At 63.1% G+C, this 16,926-nt stretch carries 18 protein-coding genes; 7 read left to right on the forward strand and 11 right to left on the reverse strand.

Annotation, left to right across the window (positions count from 1 at the left end; translation table 11 throughout):
* The 9 genes from A9K65_RS36500 to A9K65_RS16535 all read right to left on the reverse strand — a co-directional run bounded on the left by A9K65_RS36500 (position 1) and on the right by A9K65_RS16535 (position 7,958).
* Complete coding sequence (locus A9K65_RS36500) at positions 1 to 1,005, reverse strand: molybdopterin cofactor-binding domain-containing protein (protein WP_064993871.1); 1,005 nt, start codon at positions 1,003 to 1,005, stop codon at positions 1 to 3.
* A 1-nt stretch (position 1,006) separates the two neighbouring features.
* The gene (locus tag A9K65_RS36505; protein WP_064993870.1) at positions 1,007 to 2,374 is read right to left on the reverse strand and encodes a xanthine dehydrogenase family protein molybdopterin-binding subunit; all 1,368 of its coding nucleotides are present in this window, start codon (positions 2,372 to 2,374) and stop codon (positions 1,007 to 1,009) included.
* A gap of 13 nt (positions 2,375 to 2,387) precedes the next feature.
* Positions 2,388 to 2,870 (reverse strand): (2Fe-2S)-binding protein, encoded by a 483-nt coding sequence (locus A9K65_RS16505; protein ID WP_027160699.1) that lies wholly within the window; start codon positions 2,868 to 2,870, stop codon positions 2,388 to 2,390.
* Positions 2,871 to 2,929: 59 nt separating this feature from the next.
* A complete protein-coding gene (locus A9K65_RS16510) occupies positions 2,930 to 3,724 on the reverse strand; it encodes an FAD binding domain-containing protein (protein WP_064993869.1) in 795 nt (264 codons plus the stop codon).
* A gap of 13 nt (positions 3,725 to 3,737) precedes the next feature.
* Positions 3,738 to 4,181: an SRPBCC family protein gene (locus tag A9K65_RS16515; RefSeq protein ID WP_013530850.1), complete on the reverse strand. Its 444-nt coding sequence runs from the start codon at positions 4,179 to 4,181 to the stop codon at positions 3,738 to 3,740.
* Between the two features lie 133 nt (positions 4,182 to 4,314).
* Positions 4,315 to 5,142 (reverse strand): AraC family transcriptional regulator, encoded by an 828-nt coding sequence (locus A9K65_RS16520; protein ID WP_064993868.1) that lies wholly within the window; start codon positions 5,140 to 5,142, stop codon positions 4,315 to 4,317.
* A 179-nt stretch (positions 5,143 to 5,321) separates the two neighbouring features.
* Positions 5,322 to 6,089 (reverse strand): SDR family oxidoreductase, encoded by a 768-nt coding sequence (locus tag A9K65_RS16525; RefSeq protein WP_013530852.1) that lies wholly within the window; start codon positions 6,087 to 6,089, stop codon positions 5,322 to 5,324.
* A gap of 87 nt (positions 6,090 to 6,176) precedes the next feature.
* Positions 6,177 to 7,175 carry an ABC transporter permease gene (locus A9K65_RS16530; RefSeq protein WP_013530853.1) on the reverse strand — a complete coding sequence of 333 codons (999 nt, stop codon included), beginning with the start codon at positions 7,173 to 7,175 and terminating at the stop codon, positions 6,177 to 6,179.
* A gap of 42 nt (positions 7,176 to 7,217) precedes the next feature.
* A complete protein-coding gene (locus A9K65_RS16535) occupies positions 7,218 to 7,958 on the reverse strand; it encodes an ATP-binding cassette domain-containing protein (protein ID WP_013530854.1) in 741 nt (246 codons plus the stop codon).
* Between the two features lie 465 nt (positions 7,959 to 8,423).
* Here A9K65_RS16535 and A9K65_RS16540 point away from each other — a divergent pair, with 465 nt between their 5' ends.
* Entirely contained in the window at positions 8,424 to 9,413 is a 990-nt protein-coding gene (locus tag A9K65_RS16540) for a sugar-binding protein (protein ID WP_013530855.1), read from the forward strand.
* A gap of 198 nt (positions 9,414 to 9,611) precedes the next feature.
* Positions 9,612 to 10,394: a FadR/GntR family transcriptional regulator gene (locus A9K65_RS16545; RefSeq protein WP_013530856.1), complete on the forward strand. Its 783-nt coding sequence runs from the start codon at positions 9,612 to 9,614 to the stop codon at positions 10,392 to 10,394.
* A 24-nt stretch (positions 10,395 to 10,418) separates the two neighbouring features.
* On the opposite strand, the gene A9K65_RS16550 is transcribed toward A9K65_RS16545, so the two are convergent.
* Complete coding sequence (locus A9K65_RS16550; protein WP_013530857.1) at positions 10,419 to 11,357, reverse strand: NAD(P)-dependent oxidoreductase; 939 nt, start codon at positions 11,355 to 11,357, stop codon at positions 10,419 to 10,421.
* Between the two features lie 119 nt (positions 11,358 to 11,476).
* Between A9K65_RS16550 and A9K65_RS16555 the strand changes: the two genes are divergently transcribed.
* On the forward strand, positions 11,477 to 12,373 hold the full coding sequence (locus A9K65_RS16555; RefSeq protein ID WP_064993867.1) for an NAD(P)-dependent oxidoreductase: 897 nt from the start codon (positions 11,477 to 11,479) through the stop codon (positions 12,371 to 12,373).
* 308 nt (positions 12,374 to 12,681) lie between these two features.
* The gene (locus A9K65_RS16560; protein WP_064994051.1) at positions 12,682 to 13,458 is read left to right on the forward strand and encodes a FadR/GntR family transcriptional regulator; all 777 of its coding nucleotides are present in this window, start codon (positions 12,682 to 12,684) and stop codon (positions 13,456 to 13,458) included.
* Positions 13,459 to 13,472: 14 nt separating this feature from the next.
* Here the strand turns inward: A9K65_RS16560 and A9K65_RS16565 are convergent, their stop codons facing one another.
* Entirely contained in the window at positions 13,473 to 13,763 is a 291-nt protein-coding gene (locus A9K65_RS16565; RefSeq protein WP_027160693.1) for a DUF3175 domain-containing protein, read from the reverse strand.
* A gap of 169 nt (positions 13,764 to 13,932) precedes the next feature.
* Between A9K65_RS16565 and A9K65_RS16570 the strand changes: the two genes are divergently transcribed.
* The 3 genes from A9K65_RS16570 to A9K65_RS16580 all read left to right on the forward strand — a co-directional run bounded on the left by A9K65_RS16570 (position 13,933) and on the right by A9K65_RS16580 (position 16,640).
* Positions 13,933 to 15,162 (forward strand): MFS transporter, encoded by a 1,230-nt coding sequence (locus A9K65_RS16570; RefSeq protein WP_064993866.1) that lies wholly within the window; start codon positions 13,933 to 13,935, stop codon positions 15,160 to 15,162.
* Positions 15,163 to 15,183: 21 nt separating this feature from the next.
* The gene (locus tag A9K65_RS16575; protein ID WP_027160692.1) at positions 15,184 to 15,513 is read left to right on the forward strand and encodes a hypothetical protein; all 330 of its coding nucleotides are present in this window, start codon (positions 15,184 to 15,186) and stop codon (positions 15,511 to 15,513) included.
* A 98-nt stretch (positions 15,514 to 15,611) separates the two neighbouring features.
* A complete protein-coding gene (locus A9K65_RS16580) occupies positions 15,612 to 16,640 on the forward strand; it encodes a LacI family DNA-binding transcriptional regulator (RefSeq protein ID WP_064993865.1) in 1,029 nt (342 codons plus the stop codon).
* The last annotated feature ends 286 nt before the right edge of the window (positions 16,641 to 16,926 follow it).

Below are 16,926 nucleotides of genomic sequence, written 5' to 3' on the forward strand. Positions count from 1 at the left end.
TCAATTCGCCGCTTGCGCCTTCAGCGCGCGCAGGATGCGCTCCGGCGTGATCGGCAGCGTGTCGATGCGCACGCCGACAGCGTCGAAGACGGCATTGGCGACGGCGGGGATCTGCGGGTTGGCGCACATTTCGCCCGGCCCCTTGGCGCCGTATGGCCCGTCCGCCGAGGGACGCTCCAGCACGATGATTTCGGTCTCGGCGAGATCGCCGGGGCCGGGCATCAGATACTGGTTGAAGTCCGTGCCGCCATGGTCGCGGTTGGGATAATAGGGCTCGGTCGTCTCATAGAGCGCATGGCTGATGCCCATCCACGAACCGCCGACCAGTTGCTGTTCGACCATTTTCGGATTCAGCGCGCGGCCGATCTCGAAGACGTTCTTCACCGTCAGCACCGTCACTTCGCCGGTCTCGTCGTCAACCTCGACCTCGGCCACGGTGCAGGCATGCGCGTAGCAGGTTGACGGCTTCATCGCGCCGGTTTCTTTCTCGGGATAGGAGCGCGGGATCAGGAACATGCCGCGGCCCGATATCGAGCGACCGCGCTTGAAATGCGCCGACAGCGCTACATCGAAGATCGAGATCGACTTTTGCGGTGCGCCCTTGACCAGGATGTTGCCCTGGCCGTCTGTGTCGAGGTCGGAGGCGTTCACCTCCAGTTCCTCGGCGGCCACTTCCAGCATCACCTGCCGCGCTTCCCTTGCCGCCTGGATGACGGCGTTGCCGGCGCGGTGCGTACCGCGCGAGGCGAAGGTGCCCATGCAGTGCGGGCCGGTGTCGGTGTCGGCGGTGTCGACGACGACGCGGTCTGTCGGCACGCCGATGGTCTCGGCGCAGATCTGCGCCATGATTTGCTTCATGCCCTGGCCGAGATCGACGGAGGACAATGTCACCATGAAATTGCCTGTTGGCGTCGAGTGCACCAGCGCCTGCGTCGGGTCGCCGCCGAGGTTCATGCCGGTGGGATAGTTGATCGCGGCAACGCCGCGTCCGCGCCTGATCGCCATCTCAAGCTCCCTTCACGTAGGAGGACATCGCCAGGTACTTTTCCGCCACCGGCCAGTTGGCGGCGCGCGAGGCTTCCTGCATGCATTCGATCAGCGCGGCGCCCTCTGTCGGCTGGCGGTGCGCCTTCATATCGCCGTCGCGATAGGCGTTGATGAAGCGGAATTCGAGCGGGTCCATGCCGATCAGGCGCGCCAGCTTGTCCATCTGCACCTCCAGCGCGAAATCGCCGATGGTGACGCCGAAGCCGCGCATGGCCGACGACGGCGTGCGGTTGGTGTAGACGCAGTAGGTGTCGATCCAGACGTTCGGAATAGTGTAGGGGCCGGGATAATGCCCCGCGCCCTTCTGCGCGCCATAGGGCGAGTGGCGCGAATAGGCGCCGGCATCGGTGTATCCGGTGACCTTGCGCGCGACGATGCGGCCATCTTTCATGACGCCGTCCTTGATGACGACCTTTTCAGCGGCGCGCGGCGACGAGATCTGCATCTCCTCCTCGCGGCTGTAGATAAAACAGACTGGTCGTCCTGTTAGTTTTGCGCCGAGGATGGCGATCGGCTCGACGATGACGTCGACCTTGCCGCCAAAACCGCCGCCGACTGTGCCGCCGACGAAATGCAATTTGCTGCCCGGCATCTGCAGGATGATCGAGGTGTTGTCGAGCGTGAAGAACATCGCCTGCGTGTTGGTGTAGCAGGTGAAGCGGTCATTGCCCTCGGGCGCCACCACGCAGCCGGTGGTCTCGGTCGGCGCGTGCTCGATCGGCGAAGACTGGTAGCTCTGCTCCAGTATGTGGTCGGCGCCGGCGAAGCCCGCCTCGACATCGCCGAAGCGCACCTTACGGCACTCGCCGCTATCATAGAGGTAACAATTCTGGCCGTGATATTCGTTGACCAGCGGCGCGTCGGGTTTCAGCGCCTCTTCCATGTCGAAGACGGCCGGCAGCACCTCATAGTCGACCTTGACCTTGGCTGCGGCCTCTTGTGCCGCGCGCTCGGTTTCGGCCAGAACCGCCACCACGGCCTCGCCCTTCCAGCGCACCTTGCCGTCGGCAAGCACCGTCTCGTCCTCCGGCCCGATCTGGATCAGGATCAGGATGGTGTAGACATTGTGCGGCACGTCCTTGGCGGTCAGAATTTTCACCACGCCCGGATGTTTTTCCGCCTCCGAGGTGTCGATCGAACGGATGCGGGCATGGTGATGCGGGCTGCGCACCATCTTCAGGTGCAGCATGCCGGGGAAATTGCGGTCGGCGAAAAAGGCGGTCTTGCCGGTGACATGGCCGGGCGAATCCGAGCGCGGCCGGGGCTGGCCGATCTCGTGCAGATCGTCCTTGCGGACATCGGCGAAGTAGTTCTTGCGCAGTTCCATTGTTTTGGACCCTTCAGGCCGCGTTCTGCGAATTGGCGCGGGCGGCGGTCAGCACCGCCTGGATGATCGGCTCGTAACCGGTGCAGCGGCAGATGTTGCCCGACAGCGCCTCGACCACCTCGTCGCGGCTGGGATTGGGCGTGTGGTCGAGCAGCGCCTTGGCCGCCATGATCATGCCCGGCGTGCAGAAGCCGCATTGCGTGGCGAACGTGTCGAGGAAGGCCCGCTGCAACGGGTGCAGCACGCCGCCTTCCGCAAGACCGGATGTCGTGGTGATGGTTGCACCATTGCAGGTCTCGGCCAGCGTCAGGCAGGAGAGCCGGAGTTCGCCGTCGATGATGACCGAACAGGCACCACAAGTGCCCTGATGGCAGCCGCCCTTCGGCGAGGTGTCACCGATCTTGTCGCGCAAGGCGTGCAGCAGCGTCGTGCCGCTATCGATAAATTCGGCCTTTTCAGAACCGTTGAGCGTGAACTGAACCGGGATCTTTGCCATGTTTTCCTCCTTGCGCGCCTGCCCGAACCAGCGGACAGACGCGCGCCCCCGAACAAATATTATGCGAGCAGCAACCGGCCGAGATGAACCGGCAGGACTTCGGCGCGATACCAGGCGCTGGCGATCGGGTCGGTGATGGGCGAGGTGCCATCACCGGCCGCGGCCAAGGCCGGCGCGATGCCGTCAGCGGTCAGCGTTCGGCCGATCAGCGCTTTTTCCGCCGCCCTGGCGCGCATGGGCCGATCCGCCATGCAGCCGAGCGCGATCCGCGCCGAGGTCACGGAGCCATCCGACGACAGTTCCAGAGCACCGGCTATGCTGAGCACGGAGACGCCCTTGGGCTTGACCCTCGACACTTTCAGGAAGCGGAAACTGTCGGCCTTCGGAAGCGTGAAGCTCACGGAAGTGACGACGACGCGGCTGCCGCCCCGATTGGCCAGAAAAGTCTCGATCGGTGTTTCGCCGTCATCGGTGCTGACCGTCGCATCGAGCGCCAGCAGGGCAACAGCGAAATCGCCATACGGGCTCGGGGCAAAAAGATTGCCGCCGACGGTCGCCATGTTGCGGATGGCCGGGCCACCGACGGCGCGGGCGGCCTTGGCGAGCGTGCCGAGCCCCGGATGGCCGGCGATCGCCGCCATGGTCACCGAAGCGCCGATGCGGACTTTATCGCCGGCAACGGCGATGGTGGACAAAGACGGCTCGGTCGACCTGATAAGGCCGGATACCGAAACATCGCCTTCATTGGCCGCGCGGACGACCAGCGTGCCGCCACCGAGATAGCGAGTGCCGGCCGCCTTCAGTGCCGCGTTCGCGTCTTTCACCGTTGCAAAAGTCTGCAGTGCCAGCGCCATGGTCTGGCTCCTGTCAGCTCTGGCCGGCGAAATGGCTTTTCAGGGCGTTGAAGCCGCCCTGAAAGACATTGGCGCCCATGCCCTCGGCCAGCTTGTCTGCCTCCTCGGGGGCGGCGTCGAAGCTGGCGGTCCATTCGGCGTAGGTGCGGTCGCCATCGGTCACGCGCCGCAGCTGCAGGGTCGCCTTGTGGTTGGTCAGCGGCTGCGGCGTCTCGAGGATGGAGTAGCTGACCAGGAAATTCTGATCGGAGAAGTCGAGCAGCTTTTCGCGCAGGCGGGCGCCGCTGGCGAGCTGGAAATTGCGCACGCAGCCGATTGTGGTGGCATCCTTGCCGTCTTCAATGTGGCTTTCCACCATGCGCGGATGCCAGTCCGGCAGCCCGTTGAAGTCGCGTATGCGCGCCCAGACCTTTTCGACCGGCGCGTCGATGACGCTGGAGATGGTGACTTTGGCCATTCAAAATGTTCCCTTGCAAGAGCGATCCGGTGCAAGGGTAGGGCGGCCATTTCAGCGACGCTTATCAATGCGTCTTGAGCGCCTATCAAGGAGTCTGAAAAAGGGCAGGGAGTCTGAAAAAAGGGCGGCTGGCTCAGGCGATCGCCCGCGCGGCCTCGCGGTAGAGCGTCGGCGGCACGCCGACATGGTCGCGGAAGAAGCGCGAGAAATTGCCCTGCGTGGTGAAGCCGAGATTGCAGGCGACCGAGATCAGCGGTTCCTGCGACCATTGCAGCTGCCGCACCGCTTCCTCCATGCGCAGCGTGTTCCAGTAGACATTGGGCGTCAGATTGGTCTGTTCCTTGAACAAAGCGAAGAAATGCGGTCGCGACAGCCCGACGCTGCGCGCCACGTCGTCGAAGCAGATGCGCTCGCAGACATTGGCCTTCATCAGCTGGATTGCCTTGCGGACACGAAAATCCTGCATGGTGTTGATGCGGACACGGCCCTCCTGCGGCGCCGAGGCGTCGGCGGCGTCGAGCACGCTATCGATGAAACGCTCGATCTCGTAGTTGGCGATGTCGTCGACGCTCTCATTGTCGCTGAGGTGGTCGAGCAGATTGGCGGCGGCCTGATGCAGCCACGGTTCCAGCGTGATCGCGGCTTGTGAAAACAGCGGCGCCGACGAAGGCAGGTCGCGGCGGCGCCGCGCCCAGTCGGGATCGACGTAGAAGGCGAGAAACAGACCGGGCGTCCCGTTTTGCGACAGAACATGGCTGTGCGGCTGGAAGGAGTTGATGCCGGCGGCCGTTCCAGGTCCAAGCCGGACGGTCTCGCGGCCGATGGTCATTTCGCCGGCCGTACCTTCCAGCCAGATGATGAGATGGGCCTCGACATGGGCATGGGTGACGAAGTCGCTTGCGACATTCAGGATAGAAACATGTCCGAACCGGCCCCAATAGAGCCTGATCGCTTCCGTCATGGGTATATCCTCCCGCAGGCGACTGGCCTCCCTTCGCCTGCAGTGGGGATTGTGCGGCCGAGTTCGGGGCCGCGTCAAGACGCGCGCGGGCGGCGAGGGCGAATGACGGCCAGTGAGGCCGGATTTTCAGACTGAGCGATACGCACTGGAACGAATAGCGGTCGGGAGAATTGCCAACCTCAAACCGAAGCCGTCATGCCGCCATCGACATACAGCGTATGGCCGTTGACGAAGGACGAGGCGTCGGAGGCAAGGAACACCGCGGCGCCGATCAACTCGTCGACATTGCCCCAGCGCCCGGCCGGCGTGCGCTTTTCCAGCCAGGCGGAAAATTCGGGATTGTCGACCAGCGCCTGGTTCATCTCGGTGCGGAAATAGCCGGGCGCGATTGCATTGATCTGCAGGCCGTGTTTGGCCCAATCGGCGCACATGCCCCTTGTCAGGTTGCGGATCGCGCCCTTGGTGGCGGTGTAGGGCGCGATGTTCGGCCTTGCCAGTTCGCTCTGCACCGAACCGACGTTGATGATCTTGCCCTTGCGGCGCGGGATCATGTGGCGGGCGACCGCCTTGGCTGCATGGAAGGCGCCCGACACATTGGTCTTGAACAGGCGCTCCCATTGCTCCTCGGGAAAGTCCTCGAGCGGGGCGCGGAATTGTATGCCGGCATTGTTGATGAGGACGTCGATGGCGCCGATCTCGGCCTCGATGCGGGCAATGTCCTCGTTGACCGCCTGAAAATCGGTGACGTCGAATACCGAGGCGTGCGCCTTGAAGCCGGCGTTGCGCAGCTTTTCGACGGCGCTGTCGATCCTGGCGGCGTCGCGGCCGTTCAGCACCACGCTTGCCCCATGTTCGGCCAGGCCCCGAGCCAGCGCGAAGCCGATGCCCTGGCCGGAGCCGGTCACCAGCGCCAGCCGGCCCTCGAGGCTGAACAGGGAGTTGGCCATCAAACCGTCTTTTGTTTGACCATGATCTCCGGACAAACGGTTCCGTTTGTCCGAGAAAACCGGTTTCCACTTTTCGGGATCATGGTTCTAGTCGCTGCGGCGGAAATTGCGGATGCGGTCGAACAGCACCGCCAGCAGGATGGCGCCGCCGATGAAGACGCCTTGCCAGAACGCATTGATGCCGAGCAGGCCGAGACTGTTGCGGATCACCTCGATCAGGGCCGCGCCGACGATGGCGCCGAAGGCGGTGCCGACGCCGCCGGCCAGATTGGCGCCGCCGATGACGGTGGCGGCGATTACCTGCAGCTCCATGCCGGTGCCGAGATTGGTGGTGACGGCACCCAGCCAGCCGGTCTGGATGATGCCCGCAATGCCCGCCGACAGCGCCGAGATCATGTAGACGGCAACCTTGATCTGGCGCACCGGAACGCCGGTCAGCGTTGCCGCGTGCTCATTGCCGCCGATGGCGAAGATATGGCGGCCGAACTTGGTCCAGCGCAGGATGAAGCCGGTGATCAGCGCCAGAAGGATCATGTAAAGCACCGGGTTGGCGATGCCGAACACCCAGGCGCCGCCGCCCAATGACAGAAGCTTGGCATGGTCCGGCCCGAACTGGAAGACCACCGTGTTGTTGGAGGCGACCATGGCGAGGCTTCGGGCGATCGACAGCATGCCGAGCGTCACCACGAAGGGTGGAAAGCCGAGATAGGCGATCAGCACGCCGTTGAAGGCGCCAATGGCGAGCGCGGTGGCAATCGAGGCCAGGATGCCGACCTCGATCGAGTAGCCGGCATGCATGGTGACGGCCAGCACCATCGACGACAGGCACAGCACCGAGCCGACCGACAGGTCGATGCCGCCGGTGATGATGACGAAGGTCATGCCGAGCGCGATGATGGCGACGAAGGTGATGTTGCGGGTGATGTTGTAGAGGTTCTTCGAGGTGGCGAAAGCGTCGGTGGCAAACGACAGGAACACGCAGGCAAGGATGACCGCGATCACCACCCAGAAAGTCTGGCTGGCAAACAGTCTCGCGGCCAAGGATTGCTGCTTATGCTCGATCGGCTGGTCAATTGTCAGTGCCATCGTCGACCTTCATCTGCTGTGCGTGGTGGAATTCGCTTGAAATCAAACCTGTTCGATAGCGCCGGTGATCAGCCCGGTGACTTCCTCGGGCGAGCTCGACGCAATCGTCTTGTCGGCGACTTTGCGCCCGCGCCGCATGACGATGACGCGGTCGGCGACGGTGAACACGTCGGGCATGCGGTGGCTGATCAGCACGACGGCGATGCCCTGATCGCGCAAATGGCGGATGAGGTTCAGCACTTCGGCGACCTGGCGCACCGAGATCGCCGCCGTCGGTTCGTCCATCAGCACGATCTTGGCCTGCGACAGCATGGTGCGGGCAATCGCCACCGCCTGGCGCTGGCCGCCCGACATCTGCTTGACGAGGTCGCGCGGACGGGTCTCGGACTTCAATTCGGCGAAGAGCTGGCCGGCACGCTTGTACATCGAGGCATAGTCGAGGATACGGAACGGCCCGACGCCGCGCCGCAACTCACGGCCGAGATAGACATTGGCGGCGGCAGTCAGATTGTTGCAGAGTGCAAGGTCCTGGTGGACGATCTCGATGCCGTGCTGGCGGGCTTCCGCCGGCTTGTGCAGGATCAATTCCTTGCCGTCCATGTGCATGGTGCCATGGCTCGGGCGGAAATTGCCAGCGATCATCTTGACCAGCGTCGACTTGCCGGCGCCGTTGTCGCCCATCAGGCCGACCACCTGTCCGGGCTCGATCGACAGCGAAACGTCGTTGACGGCCTGGATAGCGCCGAAATGCCTTGAGATGTTGGTGAGTTCGAGAACCGCCACCAGCCTTTGCCTCCCCGTGCTTTGCGACCTGCAGCTGTTACCGGCGTGGATGCCGACGCTGCTTGGCCTCGCTCTCCCCGGCTCCTCCCGAAGACGGCGTTAGCGTTCTTTTACGCAAAAGCCGGCGCACGTCAATCAATTGTCGGACGAATTGGGCCAGGACTATTTTAAAAATCCGTTTTGTAGGACAAATAGCATTGACGTTGGCGCCAAGCCGATATTAGCTAAGCGTCGGAGGAGATTATGCCGATCCCCGCTGGCGGTTCGCCGGCCGGAATTGGCGGAGGTTTGACGGTCCAGGATCCGGCGGCACCTGTGTGTGAGCTGATCTGAAGCCGAATCTGGAAATGCTTATCGATCTGTCCTGGCGACACGAGCGCTCGCGAAACGACCCTCGGTCATCACGCATCCGGTCGATCTGTATGGCGGGCACGCCGTGTCCGTTTGTTTCAAGGGAGGACTGACATGAGGAAAACACTTTTGCTCGCCGCCGTCGCCGCCATGGCGTTGGGTGCCGGGCCGGCTTTGGCCAAGAAACAGCTCGTCATTGTCGTGAAAGGTCTCGACAATCCGTTCTTCGAGGCCATCCACCAGGGCTGCGAGAAATGGAACAAGGAAAACGCCAGCTCGGAATATGAATGCTTCTACACCGGTCCGGCGTCGACTTCGGACGAGGCCGGCGAGGCGCAGATCGTCCAGGACATGCTGAGCAAGGCCGACACGGTGGCGATGGCGATCTCGCCGTCCAACGCGCCGCTGATCGCGCAGACGATCAAGAGTGCCAATCCGTCGATCCCGATCATGACGGTCGACGCCGATCTCAGCAAGGAAGACGCAGGCCTTCGCAAGACCTATCTCGGTACCGACAATTACCTGATGGGCAAGAAGATCGGCGAGTACATCAAGAAGGGCAAGCCGAATGGTGGCACGATCTGCACCATCGAAGGCAACCCGGCAGCCGACAACATCCTGCGCCGTGCGCAAGGCATGCGTGACGCACTGTCGGGCAAGGAGGGCCTCGCCGCACTTGCCGGTGAAGGTGGCTGGACCGAAGTCGCCGGCTGCCCGGTGTTCACCAATGACGATGGCGCCAAGGGCGTGCAGGCGATGACCGACATCCTCGCCGCCAACCCCAAGCTGGACGCCTTCGGCATCATGGGCGGTTGGCCGCTGTTCGGCGCGCCGCAGCCCTATCGCGATCTGTTCGGACCGCTCAAGGACCGGATCGCCAGCAACGACTTCGTCATCGGCGCCGCCGACACGATCGGCGACGAGATTGCGATCGCTCGTGATGGCCTTGTAACGGCTCTGGTCGGCCAGCGGCCGTTCGAAATGGGCTACAAGGCACCGTCGGTGATGATCGACCTGATCGAAGGCAAGGCGGTCGCCGATCCGGTGTTCACCGGCCTCGACGAGTGCACCAAGGATACGGTCGACACCTGCATCCAGAAGTAGGTACTCGATTTCGGGGCGCCCGGCTGCGGGCGCCCCGTCATTCCTGGACGGAAGCGATAATTCCCGAACGGACGCAATGGTTGGGGCTACCGGCTCCGGCTTTGCTGCGCCCGTGATCTGGATTTTTCGGCAACGAGATCGGCGCCCGTGCGGTTCGGACCAGTCCGGACGACAGACGGTCGACGCATTGGAACGTGGATGCCGGACGAGAAGTCAAGCAAGCGAACCGACCGGGCCAAGGCACAAGCCAGCCACGGCCCGGCTGTCATGCGCAAGGCCGGTGCCGCGCATTTTGCGGGAGCGAGCGTCCATGTCTCGCTGGCCGGCGAGATTGGCCTGCGGATCGTGCGTGGCGACTATCCGCCCGGCACCATCCTGCCCAACGAGTCCAGATGGGCCGAGATCTTCAATGTCAGCCGTTCGGCGGTGCGCGAAGCCATCAAGATGCTGATGGCGAAAAGCCTGTTGGCTTCACGCCCCAAGATCGGCAGTTGGGTCGAGCCGAAGGAGCGCTGGAACCTGCTCGACCGCGACGTGCTGGCCTGGTACGCGACGGCGCCCGACCGCGAGGCGTTCCTGCGAACCGTGCAGGAGTTTCGTCATATCATCGAGCCGGAAGCATCGGCCTTTGCCGCCATACGGCGCAGTGACGAGCAAATGGCGGAAATCAGCCAGGCCTGCCGCGAGATGGGCGAGGCCTTGAGCCTGCAGGAGCGTATCCGCGCCGATACGCGCTTTCATCTGGCCATCCTGCGCGCCTCCGGCAACGACCTCCTTGTGCCGCTCGGCGTGTTGATCGAGTCGGCGCTCGACCATCTCTTCGCATTCACGACACAGCAGGTCGCCGATCAGCGCCAGGCGCAGAAGCTGCATGAGGCAATCGAAAAGAACATCCGCCTGCAGCGCCCAGCCGCCGCGCGCAACGCCGTGCACAAGCTGCTTGCGGATACCGATGAAGGGATCGGGCGCTGGAGGCGGTGATCGGCGCCTGCGTTGGGCAATCGGTTAAATGGTCTGCTTCTTGCCATCCTTCATCGGCATCAGGTCGACGCCGTTCACCTTGCCGATATGCGTTGCCAGCATCGGTACGAATTGCTCGGCCGGGCCGGTTGCATGAGCACCGGCGAAGGCGTTCTTGGTGGCGTTGCCGAGCGGGTTGGCAATGCCGGCCGCACCCGCCATCGATTCCAGATAGGTCAGGTCCTTGAAGGCATTGGCGATGGTGAATTTGTGCGCGTCGCGGTCACCTTCCAGCGTCCAGCGCATGAAGGTCTGGTAGAAGCCGCAATCCATACGGCCATTGCGGATGACGCTGTCGAAGCGCGGCGGCGAGATGCCGACCTTCTCAGCCAGTGCCAGTGCCTCGGAATAGATCGCGGCGTAGCCGAGCGAGATGAAATTGTTGAGCAGCTTCATGCGATGGCCATCGCCGGTGTCGCCGATATGGACGATGCGGCCGGCCCAGGTTTCGATTACCGGTTTCACCCTGGCAAAGAGGGCGTCCGGCGCGCCGACCATGGCGTCGAGTGTGCCTTCCCAGGCTTCCTTCGGCGTGCGGCTGAGCGGTGCGTCGACAAAATCGATGCCGAGCGCCTTGAGTTCAGCGGCAAGCGCAATGGTCGAGACGGGGTCGGAGGTCGAGCAGTCGACGACGACGGAACCTTTCTTCAAACCCTCCTTGAGGCCGCCCGGGCCGCGAATGATGGCTTCGACCTCGCGCGAACCGGTGACGCAGATGAAGACGATTGTCGATGCCGCCGCCACATCGCGCGAGGTCGATGCTTCGGTGGCGCCGCGGCCAAGCAGGTCTTCCGCCGGCTTGCGGTTCTTGCGGCCGAGAAAGGTCAGGCTGTAGCCCTTGTCGACGATGTTCTTGGCGATCCCGTGGCCCATCAGGCCAAGCCCGATGAAGCCGATCTTTTCGCTCGCGGCAGTCGTGTTCATGTCTTCAAGTCCTGTTGCAATGATTGATGTCAGGCGCTGCCGTTTTGCAGGCGTGGGTGGTTGCGGATGGCGATATTGTCTGACAATACACATAAATTCCTGAGGATGTGGAGAGCAAAATGACGAAGCGGATCATGTTCACCGGCGGCAGCGGCAAGGCCGGACGCCATGTCGTCCAGTATCTGGTCGAGCAAGGCTGCCAGGTGCTCAACATCGACACCAAGCCGCTCGACAACCCCAAGGTGCGCACGCTGATCACCGACATCACCGACAGCGGGCAGGTGTTCAACGCCCTGTCGAGCTATATGGGCCTGCATGAATTCGACCCCTCGCTGCGTCCGCAGCCGGTCGAAGCGGTGGTGCATTTCGCCGCCATCCCGCGCATCATGATCACCACCGACAACGAGGTGTTCCGCATCAATGCGCTCGGCACCTACAATGTCATCGAGGCGGCAGTTAAGCTCGGTATCCGAAAGGTAATCATCGCCTCCAGCGAGACCACCTATGGGCTGGTCTTCGCCAACGAGCCGCGCGATCCAAAATATTTCCCGCTCGACGAGGAGTATGACGTCGATCCGATGGACAGCTATGCCTTGTCCAAGGTCGTCAACGAGAAGACGGCGCGGGCCTTCGCGCAGCGCAACGGCACCGACATTTATGCCCTGCGCATCGGCAACGTCATCGAGCCGCACGAATATTCGCTGTTTCCGAAATGGTTCGCCGATCCGGGTTTCCGCAAGCGCATCGCCTGGAGCTATGTCGACGCGCGCGACCTTGGCCAGATCACGCTGCGCGCCATAGAGAAGGACGGGCTCGGCTCTCAGGTGTTCAACGCGGCCAATGACGACACCTCGTCCGACCTGCCGACAGCCGAACTCTTGAAGCGGTTCTACCCCGGCGTGCCGGTCAAGGCCGAACTCGGCGAATACGAGACGCTGCTCTCCAACCGCAAGGCGCGTGACGTGCTGGGCTTCCGCCCGGAGCATAGCTGGCGCAAATACGTCAAGCAGGCCTAGGCATGTCGACATTCAGGTGATGCCGGCCTGCGAATGACGGCTTTCTGCGCTTCCGGCCTTCGCCGGCCGAAGCACTTATGAGGGACGGTGACAGTCAAGGCTACGGTCGGCATAGGCCGGTGCTTACGTACCCAAAAGTACGCTGCGCTCCGGTTCTCGAAATCCATCATTCTCGGCTCGGCCTGACCTGAATATCGAGATGCCAATCAAGCGGCGGATCGGGGCTGATCTGTGCACAGCGGGCAGCTTTGCGATGCAAGCCGCTTGCCGCGCTTGACAGCCTGCTCAATACGGACTTTCTGGACCCCATGCGGGACGCGAAGCCGAACAAGGAAGAATCGTTGGGGAAAGCGGCCTCCGGGGACCGTCCGGGCGGCGTTCGCCGGGCGGACGCCGCGCGTATTCCCGGCTCCAGCGTCCACGCCTCGCTGGCCAGTGAAATTGGCCTCAGGATCGTGCGCGGCGATTATCCGCCTGGCACCATCCTGCCCAATGAAGCGAAATGGTCGGAGACCTTCAGCGTCAGCCGCTCGGCGGTGCGCGAAGCGATCAAGATGCTGATGGCCAAGAGCCTTTTGGCCTCACGTCCCAAGATCGGCAGCTGGGTCGAGCCGAAGGAACGGTGGAACCTGCTCGATCGCGATGTGCTGGCCTGGTACGCGACGTCGCCGGACCGCGAAGTGTTCCTCAAGACCGTGCAGGAATTCCGCCACATCATCGAGCCGGAAGCGACCGCGTTCGCCGCCATGCGAAGAACCGACGAGCGAATGGCCGAGATCAGCCTGGCCTGCCGTGAGATGGGCGCGGCGACGAGCCTGCAGGAGCGGACCCGCGCCGACACGCGCTTCCATCTCGCCATCCTGCGGGCTTCGGGCAACGACCTTCTGGTGCCGCTCGGCGTGCTGATCGAGTCCGCGTTCGATCACCTCTTTGCCTATACGACGCGGGAGATCGACGATCTCAACCACGCGCAGAGGCTGCACGAGGCGATCGAGAAGAACATCCGCCTGCAGCGCCCCGACGCGGCGCGCAATGCTGTGCGCAAACTGCTCGCCAACACAGACGGCGTCATCCGCGCCCGGTAGGGCCGGACCGGCCGCTAATCATCCTTGTCACGTCCGAAGGCGCTGCGCAGCTCGCCCTTGGCGTCCTCAAGCACTTTTTTGCGCGCGGCAGGCAAGTTCTTGCCGGCGCGGTTGATGTAAAAATTCAGCATCGACATGGCGGATTGAAAAGGCTCGGCCTTGCGCCTGTGGCTGTGTTCGGCGGATCGTTTCAGCGAGGCGGCGATCTTCCTGGCGTCGTCGGATTCGAAGACGTGATCCTCAAGATCCATTGCGTTGCTGTGCTCGGTCACCTCGGCCGACCATTTTTTCCTGGTGGCGGTCATCGCAGGACTCCTTTGCGGGGTGGTTGCCGGGAAACTCCGCACATCGGCATCGGTTCCGCCCTGGCTCTGGAGCCACGGATTTGCCCGCTGTGGCGCTGCTGCGGCCTGAGAATGCGCCGATAGTGGCGCAAACGGCAGCCGATCTCCGAGACCGCCGACAGGAAACGCCTTGACCCGAACCGACAGCCTCCAGCCCGGCCCCGGCATCGACAGCTCCTATGCGTGGATGCGGCTTGCCATCTCGATGCTGCTGGCGACGATCGGCGCCGTGGGCATGTGGGCTGTCGTCGTCGTGCTACCCGCCGTGCAGGCCGAGTTCGGCGTCGACCGCGCCGCGGCGTCCATGCCTTACACGGCGACCATGGTCGGTTTCGCCGCCGGCAACGTGCTGGTCGGCCGCGCCATCGACCGGATGGGTTACTGGATCCCGGCGCTGATCTCTTCGATTGCGCTTTCCGCCGGCCTGCTGCTCGCGGCGCTATCGACCTCGATCCTGCAATTCACGCTTGCCCAGGGAGTGCTGATCGGTATCGGCACGTCGGTGATCTTCGGGCCGCTGATCGCCGATATCTCGCACTGGTTCAACCGCCGTCGCGGTGTTGCGGTCACGGCGGCGGCGGCCGGCAATTATCTTGCCGGGGCGTTGTGGCCGACCATCATGCCGACGCTGATGAAGGCGGAGGGCTGGCGCTTCACCTATGCGGCAATCGGCATCTTCTGCCTGGTGACAATGGTGCCGCTGGTGCTGATGCTGCGGCGCGGTGCCCCGGCGGCGGCCGTCGCGGGTTCGCCCGGAAGCCGGTCGGTGCAGCCGATCTCGCTGTCGCCGGCGGCCTTGCAGGTGCTGCTGGTCGTCGCCGGGCTCGGCTGCTGCGTGGCGATGTCGATGCCGCAAGTGCATATCGTCGCCTATTGCATGGACCTTGGCTACGGCGTCGCACATGGCGCCGACATGCTGTCGATCATGATGGCGGGCGGCGTCGTCAGCCGGCTGGCGTCCGGCTTCCTCGCCGACCGTATCGGCGCCGTGTGGACATTGATGATCGGCTCGGTCCTGCAGTGCCTGTCGCTGCTATTCTACATCCCGTTCGACGGGCTTGCCTCGCTCTATGTGGTGTCGCTGGTGTTCGGCCTGTCGCAGGGCGGCATCGTGCCTTGCTACGCGATCATCGTGCGCGATTACATGCCGGCCAACGAGGCCGGCCAGCGTATCGGCATCGTCATGATGGCGACCATCTTCGGCATGGCGATCGGCGGCTGGATGTCGGGCTGGATCTACGATTTGACCGGTTCTTATGCGGCTGCGTTCCTGAACGGCATTGCCTGGAATATCTTGAATATACTGGCTATCGTTCTGTTATTGTGGCGGTCGCGGCGATCATTGACGGTTGCAGCTTAAGCCTTATTCCGGGCGCACAAAATGCATCTCGATCTTCACGGTAAGCCCATTCTTCTAACAATAGCGGTGTGGGCCTGCACCGCGGGATGCTTCGCAGGCGCCGCCGCAATTTTCTATTCGATTATCCTGGTGCTCGGCAGAACCGGGGCGCTTGTAGACACTACTGAGGAAAGATCACTTGGTTGGAGCGAGCGAGCCGGCCGCAGGAATAGCCGTTTCAACAGATTTCTTGTTGCTGACGAATTCCGATCGCTTCGCAAGCTCCTGTTTGGAGCATGGGCCGGATTTTTAGTCTCGTTTGGTCTTCTTTCTCTGCTGATTTTTCTCTTTGGGGAGCGGACATTGACCTAGCGTCGAGAAGGAAGCGCGCGGATAAATATCCCACTTTGACAACATATGACGGCTGCGGGCGCGATGGCTTCCGATCTGTATCTTGCGAGGACTCGATTTTGACCAAGCTGCGCACGCGCCGGGGCGGCGGCCGGCCGACCATCGCGGATGTCGCGCGCAAGGCCGGTGTCGGCGCCATCACCGTGTCGCGCGCCCTGCGCGAGCCGGAGCGTGTCTCCGAAGAGCTGCGCCGCCAGATCCAGGCCGCCGTCGACGAACTGGGCTACGTGCCGGACCCGAATGCCCGGGCGCTGGCCTCGGCGCGCGCCGAGGTGTTCGGCGTGCTGGTGCCGTCGCTTACCAACAACGTCTTCGCCGAGGTGGTGCGCGGCATCTATGACAGCCTGTCGGCCAGCCCGTTCCGCATCCAGCTTGGCAACACCCACTATTCCGGCCTCGAGGAAGAGCGGCTGCTGCAGCTGTTCGGTTCGCAACGGCCAGCGGCGCTGATCGTCGCCGGCATCGATCAGACGCCGGCTTCGCGAAAGCTGCTGGAAAGTGCCGGCTGCCCTGTGGTGCAGGTGATGGAAACCGGTCCCGATCCGGTCGACATGATGGTCGGCTTCTCGCATCTCGATGGCGGGAGGGCGGCGACCGAGCATCTGATCGAGGCCGGCTATCGCCGCATCGGCTTCATCGGCGCGCGCATGGATCCGCGTTCGCAGCGGCGCCTTGCCGGCTATCGCGCGGCGATGGAGGCCGCGGGCCTGTTCGACCCGCGCCTCGTCACCACCACGCCGGTGCTGTCCAGCGTGTCGCTCGGCCGCGAGATGTTCCGCGACGCGCTGGCCAAGGTGCCGACACTCGACGGGGTGTTCTGCAACAATGACGACATCGCGCTCGGCGTCTTGTTCGAATGCCATCGCGCCTCGATCGCGGTGCCGAAGACGATCGGCATCGTCGGTTTCAACGATCTCGACATGATGCAGGTGGCGTTTCCTTCGGTCACCAGCATCCGCACCCATCGTTATGAGATCGGCCGGCGTGCCGTCGCCATGGCGCTTGCTGCGATCGCCGGTAAAAGACCGGAGCAACGGATCGTAGACCTCGGTTTCGAGCTCAAGCGCCGCGAGAGCACGGCGCGTTGAAACGCACAGAAGCGACTGTGCGAATGCCGGTTTACACGCCAATTTGGTAGCGCTACCATCTCCTCCAGGCAGGTGCATGAACGACAGGTCGCACCTGTTTATTATACATAAGCGACAACTAATACTTGTTTATTATGGATAATATGATAGTTTTCGCCCCGCTGGCGGCGACAAGGGAGGTACCGGGTCGGCCATCACGGGCGGCGAGGAAGCGCATGGCGAGGCGGGAGGTGCCGGTCCATCGCGCGAAAATTCGCATTGCGAAACGAACAATCAGAACTGCAAT

The sequence above is a fragment of the Mesorhizobium sp. WSM1497 genome (genome assembly GCF_001672455.2).
GTDB classification, from domain to species: domain Bacteria; phylum Pseudomonadota; class Alphaproteobacteria; order Rhizobiales; family Rhizobiaceae; genus Mesorhizobium; species Mesorhizobium ciceri.

What these genes read in the sequence shown, in the direction of transcription:
- A9K65_RS16550 (WP_013530857.1), bottom strand. Translation starts at nt 11,357, where the DNA reads ATGAACACGACTGCCGCGAGCGAAAAGATCGGCTTCATCGGGCTTGGC.
- A9K65_RS16525 (WP_013530852.1), bottom strand. Translation starts at nt 6,089, where the DNA reads ATGGCCAACTCCCTGTTCAGCCTCGAGGGCCGGCTGGCGCTGGTGACC.
- A9K65_RS16510 (WP_064993869.1), bottom strand. Translation starts at nt 3,724, where the DNA reads ATGGCGCTGGCACTGCAGACTTTTGCAACGGTGAAAGACGCGAACGCG.
- A9K65_RS16540 (WP_013530855.1), top strand. Translation starts at nt 8,424, where the DNA reads ATGAGGAAAACACTTTTGCTCGCCGCCGTCGCCGCCATGGCGTTGGGT.
- A9K65_RS16515 (WP_013530850.1), bottom strand. Translation starts at nt 4,181, where the DNA reads ATGGCCAAAGTCACCATCTCCAGCGTCATCGACGCGCCGGTCGAAAAG.
- A9K65_RS16520 (WP_064993868.1), bottom strand. Translation starts at nt 5,142, where the DNA reads ATGACGGAAGCGATCAGGCTCTATTGGGGCCGGTTCGGACATGTTTCT.
- A9K65_RS36505 (WP_064993870.1), bottom strand. Translation starts at nt 2,374, where the DNA reads ATGGAACTGCGCAAGAACTACTTCGCCGATGTCCGCAAGGACGATCTG.
- A9K65_RS16560 (WP_064994051.1), top strand. Translation starts at nt 12,682, where the DNA reads ATGCGGGACGCGAAGCCGAACAAGGAAGAATCGTTGGGGAAAGCGGCC.
- A9K65_RS16505 (WP_027160699.1), bottom strand. Translation starts at nt 2,870, where the DNA reads ATGGCAAAGATCCCGGTTCAGTTCACGCTCAACGGTTCTGAAAAGGCC.
- A9K65_RS16545 (WP_013530856.1), top strand. Translation starts at nt 9,612, where the DNA reads ATGCCGGACGAGAAGTCAAGCAAGCGAACCGACCGGGCCAAGGCACAA.
- A9K65_RS16575 (WP_027160692.1), top strand. Translation starts at nt 15,184, where the DNA reads ATGCATCTCGATCTTCACGGTAAGCCCATTCTTCTAACAATAGCGGTG.
- A9K65_RS16530 (WP_013530853.1), bottom strand. Translation starts at nt 7,175, where the DNA reads ATGGCACTGACAATTGACCAGCCGATCGAGCATAAGCAGCAATCCTTG.
- A9K65_RS16555 (WP_064993867.1), top strand. Translation starts at nt 11,477, where the DNA reads ATGACGAAGCGGATCATGTTCACCGGCGGCAGCGGCAAGGCCGGACGC.
- A9K65_RS36500 (WP_064993871.1), bottom strand. Translation starts at nt 1,005, where the DNA reads ATGGCGATCAGGCGCGGACGCGGCGTTGCCGCGATCAACTATCCCACC.
- A9K65_RS16565 (WP_027160693.1), bottom strand. Translation starts at nt 13,763, where the DNA reads ATGACCGCCACCAGGAAAAAATGGTCGGCCGAGGTGACCGAGCACAGC.